At 54.0% G+C, this 13,086-nt stretch carries 15 protein-coding genes, 1 tRNA gene and 1 pseudogene; 11 read left to right on the forward strand and 6 right to left on the reverse strand.

Annotated features, from left to right (window positions below):
* Positions 1–7 precede the first annotated feature (7 nt).
* Positions 8–1,021 carry a hypothetical protein gene (locus tag ABJI30_RS12065; protein ID WP_348025322.1) on the reverse strand — a complete coding sequence of 338 codons (1,014 nt, stop codon included), beginning with the start codon at positions 1,019–1,021 and terminating at the stop codon, positions 8–10.
* 414 nt (positions 1,022–1,435) lie between these two features.
* Between ABJI30_RS12065 and ABJI30_RS12070 the strand changes: the two genes are divergently transcribed.
* Positions 1,436–1,512, forward strand: a tRNA-Asp gene (locus tag ABJI30_RS12070).
* 25 nt (positions 1,513–1,537) lie between these two features.
* Here ABJI30_RS12070 and ABJI30_RS12075 read toward each other — a convergent pair.
* From ABJI30_RS12075 to ABJI30_RS12090, 4 genes are all read right to left on the reverse strand, one after another.
* Positions 1,538–1,789, reverse strand: coding sequence for a DUF2842 domain-containing protein (locus ABJI30_RS12075; RefSeq protein WP_348016943.1), 252 nt, complete (start codon positions 1,787–1,789; stop codon positions 1,538–1,540).
* Positions 1,786–2,370, reverse strand: coding sequence for a 5-formyltetrahydrofolate cyclo-ligase (locus ABJI30_RS12080; RefSeq protein WP_348016944.1), 585 nt, complete (start codon positions 2,368–2,370; stop codon positions 1,786–1,788). Before ABJI30_RS12080 ends, ABJI30_RS12075 begins: the two co-directional genes overlap by 4 nt.
* 210 nt (positions 2,371–2,580) lie before the next feature.
* Positions 2,581–2,931 carry a cell division protein ZapA gene (locus tag ABJI30_RS12085; protein ID WP_348016945.1) on the reverse strand — a complete coding sequence of 117 codons (351 nt, stop codon included), beginning with the start codon at positions 2,929–2,931 and terminating at the stop codon, positions 2,581–2,583.
* 1 nt (position 2,932) lies between these two features.
* Entirely contained in the window at positions 2,933–3,124 is a 192-nt protein-coding gene (locus tag ABJI30_RS12090; RefSeq protein WP_348016946.1) for a hypothetical protein, read from the reverse strand.
* Positions 3,125–3,351: 227 nt separating this feature from the next.
* On the opposite strand from ABJI30_RS12090, the gene tkt reads away from it, so the two are divergent.
* Genes tkt through thiE form a run of 5 tightly spaced genes read left to right on the forward strand, consistent with a single transcriptional unit; the run spans position 3,352 to position 9,140 of the window.
* Positions 3,352–5,319, forward strand: a complete 1,968-nt coding sequence (tkt, locus tag ABJI30_RS12095; protein ID WP_348016947.1) for a transketolase — start codon at positions 3,352–3,354, stop codon at positions 5,317–5,319.
* Positions 5,320–5,355: 36 nt separating this feature from the next.
* A complete protein-coding gene (gene gap / locus ABJI30_RS12100) occupies positions 5,356–6,360 on the forward strand; it encodes a type I glyceraldehyde-3-phosphate dehydrogenase (protein WP_348016948.1) in 1,005 nt (334 codons plus the stop codon).
* Between the two features lie 18 nt (positions 6,361–6,378).
* The gene (locus tag ABJI30_RS12105) at positions 6,379–7,572 is read left to right on the forward strand and encodes a phosphoglycerate kinase (RefSeq protein WP_348016949.1); all 1,194 of its coding nucleotides are present in this window, start codon (positions 6,379–6,381) and stop codon (positions 7,570–7,572) included.
* Between the two features lie 38 nt (positions 7,573–7,610).
* Entirely contained in the window at positions 7,611–8,498 is an 888-nt protein-coding gene (locus ABJI30_RS12110; RefSeq protein WP_348016950.1) for a fructose bisphosphate aldolase, read from the forward strand.
* A 9-nt stretch (positions 8,499–8,507) separates the two neighbouring features.
* Complete coding sequence (thiE, locus tag ABJI30_RS12115) at positions 8,508–9,140, forward strand: thiamine phosphate synthase (RefSeq protein ID WP_348016951.1); 633 nt, start codon at positions 8,508–8,510, stop codon at positions 9,138–9,140.
* Between the two features lie 332 nt (positions 9,141–9,472).
* Here the strand turns inward: thiE and ABJI30_RS12120 are convergent, their stop codons facing one another.
* A complete protein-coding gene (locus ABJI30_RS12120) occupies positions 9,473–9,721 on the reverse strand; it encodes a hypothetical protein (protein ID WP_348016952.1) in 249 nt (82 codons plus the stop codon).
* Between the two features lie 167 nt (positions 9,722–9,888).
* Between ABJI30_RS12120 and efp the strand changes: the two genes are divergently transcribed.
* The 5 genes and pseudogenes from efp to ABJI30_RS12145 all read left to right on the forward strand — a co-directional run.
* The gene (gene efp, locus ABJI30_RS12125; protein ID WP_348016953.1) at positions 9,889–10,449 is read left to right on the forward strand and encodes an elongation factor P; all 561 of its coding nucleotides are present in this window, start codon (positions 9,889–9,891) and stop codon (positions 10,447–10,449) included.
* Positions 10,450–10,576: 127 nt separating this feature from the next.
* Positions 10,577–11,395 carry an inositol monophosphatase family protein gene (locus ABJI30_RS12130; RefSeq protein ID WP_348016954.1) on the forward strand — a complete coding sequence of 273 codons (819 nt, stop codon included), beginning with the start codon at positions 10,577–10,579 and terminating at the stop codon, positions 11,393–11,395.
* Between the two features lie 105 nt (positions 11,396–11,500).
* On the forward strand, positions 11,501–11,875 hold the full coding sequence (ndhC, locus tag ABJI30_RS12135; protein ID WP_348016955.1) for an NADH-quinone oxidoreductase subunit A: 375 nt from the start codon (positions 11,501–11,503) through the stop codon (positions 11,873–11,875).
* A 47-nt stretch (positions 11,876–11,922) separates the two neighbouring features.
* Positions 11,923–12,438, forward strand: a complete 516-nt coding sequence (locus ABJI30_RS12140; RefSeq protein WP_348017815.1) for an NADH-quinone oxidoreductase subunit B family protein — start codon at positions 11,923–11,925, stop codon at positions 12,436–12,438.
* 1 nt (position 12,439) lies between these two features.
* Positions 12,440–13,045, forward strand: a pseudogene (locus ABJI30_RS12145) (NADH-quinone oxidoreductase subunit C); the annotation flags it as partial.
* Positions 13,046–13,086: the final 41 nt, after the last annotated feature.

The raw sequence follows: 13,086 nt of genomic DNA on the forward strand, positions 1-13,086 counted from the left end.
ATAATTCCTAGTCTATGGTCACTTGAAAGGTTATCGTGCGGGTCTGCCCGCTGGCGATGGTGCCGAGGGCAACCGCGATTTGCGTTCCGTCAAAAGATCCTTCGTCGGCATCGGCATTGCTATCGGTAAGCGCCGCGCTTTCGAGGGTGATGCTTTCGTTGACATAAGTTGTGTCGCCCGGGACATCATCGGCGATCGTCAGGTTGACGAGGCTGCCTGATCCAGATGTCGTGGCGACAATCTGATAGGTTATAGTCGCGCCAGGAACGGCTTCAGTCCCGCCGAATGGATCGACAATGGTTGCACTTTTGACGAGAGCAACATCAGCGACCTGAACGACAAAAAATCCGCTATCTGCGCCGTCGGCACCGGTAGAGCCGACCACAGCATCGCCGCCGCCATCACCCTGACCGGCGAAAGTTGTGCCCGGCGTTCCGCTTCCGGTCACGGCGGTTGCCGAGAGCTCGACTTCCGCCCGTTCAGCGTCATTTGCGGTTGCAGGGATGGTCGACAGGATGAAAACCGTTACGCTTTCATCCGCAGCAAGCACCGGATCATTTGTGCCAGCGGCATAAACTGTATCTACACCGACGTCATAAACACCGTTATTATTGGTATCGAGAACGATTTGTTCGAAAGTGGTGTCAAAGTCATCACCGGTTTTGGCAGTATCTGCGGCGAGTGTGAACGCTTCCGAGCCGTTGCCGGTATTGGTTACCTGATAGGTGGTTACCTGTGCTGAAACACCGGGCGTTGTTGCGACGTCACCCGGGTCTCCCGAAACGACGGTCACATCCAGAAGCTCGTCTACTGTGATGGTTACAGGATTAGAGTCGACTGTAACCGTGCCGCTTGGACCATCATAAGAGGCCTGGGCGATGTTCACGATGTCCGTGCCAGCCAGTGTACCCGCAGCATGCGCGCTCGACGCACCCATGAAGAGTGCGGAAGCCGCAGCGAGATACGCCATGTTCCGGCGTGCAAAAAAATGTTTTGCGCGCAGGATTCGTCCTTTGGTCACAGATGCCTCCATCAAATTCATGACCGATCTATGGCCGATAAAGGCAAATATTTAGTAAAGATGACGTCACTAAAATGCCGGTTGCAGTCCGGCAGAAATCCGCGGAAAACAGCGGCTTTATTCTCAAAATGGGTATGATTTTCGCGTTTTGCTTAACGTTATTTTAACTGTAACTATAAGTAACGCATGCAAACTTGTGCAAAAAGTGACGTCTCCTGCGCGCGCGGTCGCCGGTCCGATGCAGGTACGCGCAAAAAACCGGATTCTGACGTCATAATATCAGCTTCACCCGGCACTATTCGGTCATGAACCCATTTTTCTTGCGATCTTGGCAAGAGTGTTGTTGACAGTCAGGCAGCGCTCTTATACTTGCGCTGCTCTAATGCATATCCCGGCGGTCACGCCGGTGCATACGCGGGTGTAGCTCAGTTGGTTAGAGCGCCGGCCTGTCACGCCGGAGGTCGCGAGTTCAAGTCTCGTCACTCGCGCCATTTTCTGAAATCGGGAAATGGCGCCTCAGGACCGAAATTTTCCGGTATTCATCCACAAAAGCAGCGGTTTTACTGGAAATATCCAGACGATTCCGGCGAACACGTATATGGGCAGCTGCGCCCAGAAGTTCAGCGTATCAATCCAGTCCATCAGGCTGACAACGATCCCGCACCAGATCAAGATGATTAACAATATCAGAATCATGCCCACCGGTTTGCGCCAACTGGGCGGTTCGGGCGGATTATGCGGGGGAGGAATGTCAGGTTTTGCTGTCATGACGTCATGTTAACGCTTTGAATTATTTCATATTCTGTAATAATCATGTCCAGGGGCACGTCATGCTCTTCGATCGGGATGGAATCCAGCTCCTGTACCGACCAGGCCAGTCCAATGCGCTTGGCATGGGTGTATTTTTCAAAGGTGCGATCATAATGGCCCTGACCCTGGCCCAGTCTTCCGAGCCTTCTGTCAAAGGCGATCAACGGGGCGATAATCAGGTCGGGGGTTACGACCGGGCAGCTTTCGCTGGGTTCGGGAATATTTTGATATCCGGCCTCCAGCAGCTCGATATCTGAGACGGCCCGGAATTCAAGCGGTGCCTGGCCAGTTACAACCGGAAAAGCGACGGTTTTGCCGATTTCGGAAAGATATTCCATCAACCGCATGGTCGGGGCTTCGGATCCCACTGCCTGATATAGGGCGATGACTTCGGTTTGTTCGAAAAGCTGGTTGAGCGGGGTAGGGGGGCGACGAAAGGCGAGGGTTCTGGTGGCCGTGTCCAGCTGGCTGACAAACGCGTCGCGCCGCCGCCGGTATTCTTCACGTAAATTCTTCTTATTCTCTACTAAATCACTCAAAAACATATCTTTCTAGAGTAGTGACGGGACCATCAGAGTCGTTTGCCGGAAAATCCTCTGACGCCTATTACGTCAGGTGGGCGCCATATGCTTCGAACCCGATTTCCGAAGAAATCCGCAATTCGGGCAGGGACAGCTCCCTATGTTGTTATATCGCCTCAGGGATGTTCGCTTTCTAGCTCGTACAAGACAGTACCCGTCACCGCCTATCTAGGCATGATTGGCAGCTTGCTCAAGGTTATTTGCAAAGGATTCTGCACGGTCTGCGAGTTTCTCAAGCGCGGTCACGGTTTTTTCATCAGCCAGTCCGGATGCCGCCGCAGCCTCTTCTGACGCTTCGGATTGGGCGGATTCGGCTGCATTGCGATTGGCATGCAGCTCATCTGCCAGCAACAGCGAGGTGAAAAGCAGCATGCGGCTTTCCGTCAAACCTGCAGGATCTCCAGCTTCTCCGGCTTTTTCGCTGACCATGGCGGCCAGTTTTCCGAGATGAGATTCCTCGCCATCCTGGCAGGTTACCATGAACGACCGGCCGCCTATCTCAAGTTTGACCTGACCCATTTCAATTCTCCTGCCGGGCAATCAGCCCATCGATCGTACGAATTGCTTCCTGCATCTCGCCGCGAAGTGCCGCATGTCGCTGCTCAAGGGCTTCGTCCTGGCGAACCGCAGGTGAATTGTTCCGCGCCGTTTCAATCCGGGTAAGTGCCCGTTCAATACGGCCAATGGCAAGGATCACACGTTCATTTTCCATGACTTGTTTCCGACTTATCAGTTGATCTGTATCATCCGTAACAAGGGAATGTCCCGGCGTAAACAGAAGATCGGCAGAGCCCTCCTGTGGTCCGTCAAATCACGCATGATATGTCCCGCTACTTGACGCCGCGAGGATAGGCCATCAAAGGAGGTGGCAAATTGGCGAATCGAAGGAAAATTTTTAGCGCTCGCCATGGTTTTTGCTGTCAGGGGACCCAAGAAATTATGACCGTTTCCGAAAAAATGATGGCAAACGCCATTCGTGCGTTGTCCATGGACGCGGTACAAGCAGCCAATAGCGGGCATCCCGGTATGCCAATGGGTATGGCGGATGTTGCGACGGTCCTGTTCAGCGATTTCCTGAAATTTGATCCAAAGGCGCCAAAATGGGCGGATCGCGACCGGTTTGTCCTGTCTGCCGGCCACGGCTCGATGCTGATTTATTCGCTGTTGCACCTGACCGGTTATGATCGGCCAACGATGCAGGACATCAAGGATTTCCGGCAGTTATCCTCACCTTGTGCGGGGCATCCCGAAAATTTCAAGCTGGACGGCGTAGAGGCGACCACCGGTCCGCTGGGGCAGGGTTTTGCGATGGCGGTGGGCATGGCGATCGCAGAACGGCATTTGAACGCGCATTTCGGCAATGATCTGGTGGACCACAAGACCTGGGTCATAGCCGGTGATGGCTGCCTGATGGAAGCAATCAACCATGAAGCGGTCGGTTTGGCCGGTCATCTCCAGCTCGGACGCCTGAACGTCCTTTGGGATGACAATGACATTACCATCGATGGCGGTACGGACTTGTCCACAAGCGAGGATATTCCTGCAAGATACCGGGCTTCGGGCTGGCACGTGGTGTCTTGTGACGGGCATGATTTCGATGATATTCGCCGGGCGCTGAAAGAAGCCGAAGCTGATCCGCGGCCCTCGCTGGTCGCCTGTAAAACCATTATTGGCTACGGTGCACCGACCAAACAGGGCACATCCGCTACGCACGGCGCGCCTCTTGGCGACGAAGAAATCGCCGGAACCCGCGGCGCACTGGGCTGGGATCATGCACCATTTGTCGTTCCTGATGATGTCAGCGCGGCATGGCGGGCATTGGGCGACAAAGGCGGTGAGGCGCATGCTGACTGGGCCGGGCGACTGGCTGGTCACAGCGACAAGGCTGAGTTTGAACGGCGCATGGCCGGGGCATTGCCGGATGGCAACGCGATGCAGGACTATCTGGAAAAACTCGCAAAAGACCCGCCGAAGGTCGCAACCCGCAAAGCTTCCGAGATGGCATTGGGCGCGATTACCGCAGCCTTGCCCGACATGATCGGTGGCAGTGCGGATCTGACAGGTTCAAACAATACCAAAACTCCTTCCACTAAACCACTGACAAAAGACGATTATTCAGGTCGCTATATCTATTATGGCATCCGCGAATTCGGTATGGCGGCGGCGATGAACGGCATGGCGCTGCACGGCGGGATCATCCCCTATGGCGGGACTTTCCTGGTCTTTACCGACTATTGCCGCGGAGCCATGCGGCTTTCCGCCATTCAGAACACGCGATCCATATATGTCATGACACATGACAGCATCGGATTGGGCGAAGACGGCCCGACCCACCAGCCAATCGAGCATATCCAGAGCTTGCGTGCGATGCCCAACATGCACGTGTTCCGACCTGCAGATGCGATCGAGACAGCCGAGTGCTGGGCGCTGGCGATCAAGCGGGCAAACGGGCCATCGACACTGGCACTCACCCGTCAGGGCCTCCCCCCGATCCGTCATGACGTCAGTGTAAATCATTGTGAAAAAGGCGCTTATCGTGTGAAAGCCGCGGAAGCGGAAAAACGGGTGGTCATCGTTGCCACCGGTTCTGAAGTGTCGCTGGCGATGGACGTTGCCGCGCAACTGGAGGCTGCCGGACATGGCGCAGACGTTGTTTCCATGCCTTGCACTGAGCTGTTTGATGAGCAGTCTGAAGACTACAGGAATGATCTGTTAGGCTCCGCGGGACTTTTGCGAATATCCATTGAAGCGGGCACAACATTCGGTTGGGAGCGGTATACAGGTCTCGACGGCTTGCGTTTCGGGATCGACAGTTTCGGGGCATCTGCACCGATTGACGACTTGTTCGCGCATTTCGGCTTGACCGCAGATGCCATAACGCCACAGATTATCGAAAAGATTGGCTAACAGCCCAAATATACTGATCAAAGGAGCACTATTTCCATGACAAAAGTAGCAATTAACGGATTTGGCCGCATCGGCCGCCTCGTCGCTCGCGCCATTCTCGAGCGCAATGACGATAACCTGGAACTGGTCGCGATCAACGATCTGGCAGATGCCGACGCCAATGCGCTGCTGTTTGCCTATGACAGTGTCCATGGCCGTTTTCCCGGCGAAGTGAGCGCACATGGTGATCACATCATGGTAGATGGCAAGAAAATCGCTGTGACTTCCGAACGCAATCCTGGCGATCTCCCGCATGGTGAAATGGGTGTGGACATCGTTTTGGAATGTACCGGCTTCTTCCAGTCCAAAGAAGCATCGCAGCCTCATATTGATGCGGGCGCGAAACGTGTTCTCATCTCCGCTCCGGCGAAAAATGTCGATCAAACGGTGGTCTATGGCGTTAATCACGATGTCTTGACGTCATCGGATGTCATTGTTTCCAATGCATCTTGTACGACAAACTGCCTTGCACCGGTTGCCAAGGTCATGAACGACACGGTCGGCATTGAACGCGGTTTTATGACCACGATTCACAGCTACACCAACGACCAGCGGATGCTGGATCAGATGCACAGCGACATGCGCCGTGCGCGCGCTGGTGCGGTTAACATGATCCCGACAACAACCGGCGCTGCCCGGGCGGTTGGTCTGGTCCTGCCGGAATTGAACGGCAAACTCGATGGTTCGTCCGTTCGCGTGCCAACTCCAAATGTCAGTCTGGTTGACCTGGTGTTCACGCCGGGCCGCGATACGACGGCTGAAGAACTTAACGCGGCGCTGAAAGCGGCGGCAGAAGGTCCGATGAAGGGCGTACTGGTATTTGAAGACAAGCCGCTGGTTTCCAGTGACTTCAACCATCAACCTGCAAGTAGCTCGGTAGACAGCCTTGAAACCTCGGTGATGGACGGAAAACTGGCCCGTGTTGTCAGCTGGTATGACAATGAATGGGGTTTCTCCAACCGCATGATCGATACTGCAAAGGTAATGGCTGGATTGCTTTAGGTCGGAAGGATTCAAGCAATGGCCGGCAATCAGTTTCACACTCTGGACGACATCAAGGATATTGAAGGCAAGGCGGGCCTCGTTCGCGTTGACCTCAATGTCCCGATGGCCGATGGGCAAGTCACTGATGACACCCGTCTGCAGGCGATTGTCCCTACGGTAACAGAATTGGCGGACAAAGGCGCAAAAGTGCTACTTCTGGCGCATTTTGGTCGACCGAAAGGTGAGTATAAGCCTGAGTTTTCACTGGAACCCGTAGTTGCGCCACTCGCAAAGGTTTTGGAGCGGGAAGTCAGCTTCATGCAGCGACCCGGTGCAGATGCGATCGCAGAGCTTGCCAATGGCAGCATTGTTGTTGTGGAAAACAGCCGGTTTGCCGCGGGAGAAGAGAAAAACGATCCGGGTATGGCAAAAATGATTGCGTCATTTGGCGACTTTTACGTCAATGACGCTTTTTCAGCCGCGCATAGAGCCCATGTGACTACCGCCGGAATCGCGGAACATCTGCCATCCTATGCAGGCCGTTCGATGGAACGTGAACTAAATGCCCTCGACAAGGCGCTGGGCGATCCGGAACACCCGGTCGCTGCTGTTGTCGGAGGTGCTAAAGTTTCCAGCAAATTGGACGTATTGCGGCAAATGGTCGAGAAAGTGGATCACCTGATCATCGGCGGCGGAATGGCGAATACTTTCCTCGCCGCGCGCGGTGTCGATGTCGGGAAATCGCTATGCGAGCATGATCTTGCCGATACTGCCAACGAAATATTGGAAGCTGCCGACAGGGCCGATTGCACAGTGCATCTGCCCTATGATGTCGTCGTGGCGAAAGAATTTGCGCCCAATCCGCCAACACGGACGGTAAATGTCCACGAAGTCGCAAATGATGAAATGATACTCGACGTCGGACCAGCCGCTGTTGAAGCCCTGTCCGACGTTCTGAAAACCTGTCGAACGCTGGTCTGGAACGGGCCGATGGGCGCTTTTGAAACCCCACCATTCGATGCAGCCACCGTGGCATTGGCTCAGACTGCTGCCGCGCTGACCAAAGAAGGCTCGCTGCTTTCCGTTGCCGGCGGCGGAGATACCGTAGCCGCGCTCAATCATGCCGGCGTTGCGGACAATTTCAGTTTCGTGTCCACCGCAGGTGGCGCTTTTCTCGAATGGATGGAAGGCAAGACGCTGCCTGGTGTTGCAGCCCTCCAGAAACCCTGAACCCAGATTTTGAACTCATTCAACCAAGGATCAAACTCATGCCCAACCCGGAAATGATGGAAAAAATTGAAAATGGCGCAGGCTTTATTGCTGCGCTCGACCAAAGCGGCGGGTCCACGCCCAAGGCACTGGCCGGTTATGGAATTGGCGAAGACGCATTTTCCAACGATGACGAGATGTTCGGTCTCATTCATCAGATGCGCAGCCGGATTATTACGGCTCCGTCCTTCGGCAATGGCAAGGTTGTTGGTGCGATTTTGTTTGAAAAGACCATGAACGGCGAAGCCGATGGCAAACCGGTGCCGACTTTGTTGTGGGAACGCGGAGTGGTGCCTTTCCTCAAGGTCGACAAGGGGCTGGCGGATGAAGAGAATGGCGTACAGTTGATGAAGCCGATTCCCGATCTCGATGATCAGTGCCAGAAAGCCGTTGCCAAGGGCATGTTCGGCACAAAAATGCGTTCGGTTATCAACAAGGCCAATGTCGCGGGTATTGCCGCAAATGTCGCGCAACAATTTGAATTCGGCAAACAGATACTGGGTCACGGTCTGGTTCCCATGATCGAACCTGAAGTGAATATCAAAAGTGACGAGCGCGCGGATTGCGATCAAATTCTTCTGGGCGAGTTGTTGAAACAGTTGGATGCGCTATCTGATGACCAGCGGGTAATGCTCAAACTTTCAATCCCGGTTGAAGCCAATTTGTACGCGCCGCTGATCAATCATCCAAAAGTCATTCGCCTGGTCGCCTTGTCCGGTGGTTATTCGACCGATGACGCCTGCGAACAGCTAGCCAAAAACAGCGGCATGATCGCAAGTTTCAGCCGCGGACTGCTGCAGGATTTGCGGCACGGGCAATCTGATGAAGAATTTGACAGCGTTCTTGGCGGAGCGATTGACCAGATCTGTCAGGCATCGATCGCCTGAGGGGGACGCGTGGACGATACGCCTTCCTGTCAGCTCTATCTGATTTCTCCACCAGATGTTGGCGGATCATTTCCCGGTCAACTGCAGTCTGCGCTTGACGCGGGACCGGTCGCCGCGTTCCAGTTCCGGGTAAAAGATCTGGAAACGGACCAGGCCATATCACTGGCTGAACCGCTAAAAGCGATTTGCGATGCACATGATGTCGCATTTGTCGTGAATGACAATGTTGTCCTGGCCAAAGAGCTTGGTGCCAGTGGATTGCACCTGGGACAGGGGGATATGCCGTTAAAGCAGGCGCGCGCCGAACTGGGTGATGACGTCCAGATTGGCATTACCTGTCATGACAGCCGCCACCTGGCGATGGAAGCTGGCGAAGGCGGCGCCAATTATGTGGCTTTTGGAGCTTTTTTTGCGACCCAGACCAAGGAAACGTTATATCGGCCTGATCCCGATATTCTCAAGTGGTGGTCGACCATGATGGAAATTCCTTGTGTGGCAATTGGCGGTATTACCCCGGAAAACTGCCCGCCGCTGGTCAAGTCAGGAGCAGATTTTCTGGCGGTAAGCAGTGCGGTCTGGAATGACCCAAGGGGACCGGGACGTGCTGTCAGAGATTTTTACGAGCAATTGAACAAGGCCTGATTCTCAGGTGCTCAGGATTCGAGAAGCAGCGCGTTGGATTGTAAATAGTTGCGCATAAATTTTTCGATAGTCGGAAACGCAAAATTTGGCATTTGCTCAAGTTCCCTGATGTAACCGTTTGTCGGATTAAAAGCCCGTATTCGCCGGCTCAGTGCTGCCCGTCCAAAAAGACCGGCTGCCAACGTTCCATGATAACCTGTGCTTCCAGGACTGATTATTTCAGCCGGAACGCCCCACACTATTTCTTCCATGTTTGGTTAATCGGGGAATATGCACAAGCGGTATTGTATAAAAATGACACACGCGTTCAGAACGCGGTGTCGGAGAAGCTGTCAGCGCTTGTCGATATTGGATTCGATATATTGGGCGACGAACCGGTTGCTGGGTGGTGGTGAGAAATGGCGAAACTGCTCGATTTCCCTTAAATAGCCCGCTGCCGGCTTGAACGAGCATCTCTCACCCTTTTGGATGGAATAGCCGAACAGCCCGGCCGCGATGCTGCTGATTTCACCAGCGTCATCGCTGTCTTCGGCTGCGTGCCTGTTTGACGGCGCTGGTCTTGAAAGTTCTGCCTGATCCATACCCTCTGAATATGCTGTGGTATTCGCGGCGTATTGTACGGATCGGACTCAGGGGAGGGGATATGTGAGTTTTTCGCTTTCTCTTTGTCTCGCCTATTGTCTTGCCTATTTCGGGGCATCGTTATACAGCGCCGCTCAATCAACCATTCGTTCAAGAGAGACAGCTCATGAAAATTAGCGGTGTGGATATTCGTCCCGGCAACATTCTGGATTATGAAAACGGTCTCTGGAAGGTCGCCAAGATTCAGCATACGCAGCCCGGTAAAGGCGGAGCGTACATGCAGGTCGAGATGAAGAATCTCGTCGATGGACGTAAAACCAATGTTCGGTTCCGTTCCGCTGACACCGTTGAAAAAGTGCGCCTCGACACAAAGACATTTCAATATCTTTTTGCCGACGATGACATGCTGACCTTCATGGACAAAGAAAATTACGAACAGATCACATTACCGGCCGACTTGCTGGGTGAAGCTGTCGAATTTCTGCAAGACGGCATGGATGTTCAGCTGGAGCTATATGAAGAAAAGCCGATTTCGGTGCAGTTGCCCGATCAGATCGAAGCTGAAATTGTGGAAGCAGACGGCGTCGTCAAAGGCCAGACAGCATCTTCAAGTTACAAGCCTGCGGTTCTCGACAATGGCGTGCGGGTGATGGTGCCTCCGTTTATTTCGGCAGGAACACGGATCATTGTTGATGTGTATGCCCGGGAATATGTTGGCAAGGTATAGTTGAATCCCCCTCCCGCGAGTGGGAGGTACAGGGCTGGAGAGTTGTTGTTTCTCCCACCCGCTCTTTGAAATTTTATAGACCCACCCCCGGCCCCTCCCGTAAACAGGAGGGGGGAGACAAGAAAAAATGCCAGCACATTCCGCATTGATCACAGTTATGGAGCGCGCCGCTCGCAAGGCCGGTGCCCGATTGCGCCGGGATTTTGGCGAGGTCGAGCATTTGCAGGTTTCGAAAAAGGGACCCGCCGATTTTGTTTTCAAAGCGGATATGCGATCCGAGCGCATTCTCTATGATGAGCTGCTGAAAGTTCGTCCGGGGTGGGGGTTCGTGCTCGAAGAAGGTGGCATGATCGAAGGCGAGGAAGGTAAGCCCCGCTGGATCGTCGATCCGCTCGATGGCACTACCAATTTTTTGCACGGCATGCCGCATTTTGCGATTTCCATCGCGGTACAGGAGCGGGCTCTGGATGGCATTGGCTGGGGCAAGATTACCAGCGGTTTGATTTATGAACCGGTGTCGGATCAAACTTGGTGGGCAGAAATGGACAAAGGCGCCTGGTTGGGCGAAAAGCGCTTGCGTGTCTCGGCCCGTCGCGATCTTTCGGAAGCGATCATTGCTACTGGCATACCCTTTCATGGACATGGTGATCTCGCAGAATGGTCGCGTATCTTTGGTGCACTGGCTCCCAAAGTTGCCGGTGTCCGCCGTTTCGGTGCCGCTTCGCTCGATCTCGCCTGGTTGGCTGCCGGACGTTATGACGGCTTTTTCGAAGCAGATCTGCAGGTTTGGGATGTCGCAGCCGGCATATTGATGGTGCGGGAAGCCGGCGGTTTCGTGACCGATTATACCGGCGGAAACGAGCCCATCGGACAGCGCGAAATCCTGGCATCCAATGATGCCCTGCACAGCAAATTGCACAAGATTTTGGCCAAGTCCCTGCTCTGATTCCGCAACGGCCTCAAAATGGCTCGAAAATAGGCCATTTCATCCTTGCGGCATGACCAGCCTGTCCCTAAAAGCGGCGCATATTCCTAGCGAAGCGAGTCTGTTTTGGTCGATCTATCCGAATATGCGCCGATACTGCTTTTTCTGGCGGTTGCCCTTGTTCTTTCCTGTGTCTTCGTTTTTCTGCCGATGGGTGTTTCGCGGCTCACGGGAACACACAACCCCAATGCAGAAAAACTGTCCGAATATGAATGTGGTTTTCCGGCGTTCGAAGATTCAAGAAGCCAGTTTGACGTACGCTTTTATCTCGTAGCGATCCTATTTATCATTTTTGATCTGGAAGCTGCCTATCTCTTTCCTTGGGCCGTTTCGCTGGATCAAACCGGATGGACCGGCTGGATCAGCATGATGGTCTTCCTGTTCATCCTGACGGTTGGTTTCATCTACGAATGGAAAATGGGAGCGCTGGAATGGGAATAGAGGCAAACACGCCCGGTTCGGCAATTCTCAATGCGGATGGTACGCCCATGCGCGGCGATACGCCTCCGGATGAGGGCTTTTTCAAGGACCTGAACAGTGAAGTAAATGACAAGGGTTTCCTCGTCACGTCGACGGAAGAATTGTTCCAGTGGGCTCGCACTGGCTCATTGTGGTGGATGACATTCGGCCTGGCTTGCTGCGCTGTTGAAATGATTCACGTCAACATGCCGCGCTATGACATGGAGCGTTTTGGTGCCGCACCGCGGGCCAGTCCGCGTCAGTCGGACGTGATGATCGTGGCAGGAACATTGTGCAACAAAATGGCGCCGGCCTTGCGCAAGGTTTATGACCAGATGTCTGATCCGAAATATGTGATCTCGATGGGCAGCTGTGCCAATGGTGGCGGTTATTATCATTACAGCTATTCCGTTGTGCGCGGATGTGATCGCATCGTGCCGGTGGACATTTATGTTCCCGGATGCCCTCCCACCGCCGAAGCCTTGCTTTACGGTGTTATGCAGTTGCAGCGGAAAATCCGCCGCATCGGGACGTTAGAGCGCTAGGATGGGACACGGAGCACCTGCTATTTCCAGCAACGAAGGCGTTGCTGATGCGCTGGCCAAATCGATTGGCGCAGCTGTACTGGACACGGTCGAAGCTTTTGACGAAATCAGTTTTACAGTTGATCGCAAAAAATTGCCGGCCGTGCTGACCAAATTGCGCGACAAGCATGAATATCAGCAGCTGGTTGAAATTGCCGGCGTGGACTATCCGGAGCGACCAGAGCGGTTCGAGGTTTGTTATCATCTGCTGAGCCTGACCAAAAATCACCGCATTCGCGTCAAGGTTACAACGAACGAAGACACGCCGCTGCCGACGGTCACTCATATCTGGGAAGTGGCAGGCTGGCTCGAGCGCGAAGTGTTCGACATGTACGGCGTGCTGTTCGATGGCAATACCGACTTGCGCCGCATATTGACCGACTATGGTTTCCAGGGGCATCCGTTCCGCAAGGATTTTCCGCTCACCGGCTATGTCGAGATGCGCTATTCCGAGGAAGCCAAACGGGTTGTCTATGAGCCGGTCAAGCTGGCGCAGGACTTTCGGAGCTTTGATTTCATGTCACCCTGGGAAGGGGCGGATTACATTCTTCCTGGTGACGAGAAGAGTGAAGAGTCCGAAGATAAGCCCGATGCAAAGGGGGCCAAATA

Source organism: Parasphingorhabdus sp., from assembly GCF_039968395.1.
Classification (GTDB): Bacteria; Pseudomonadota; Alphaproteobacteria; order Sphingomonadales; family Sphingomonadaceae; genus Parasphingorhabdus.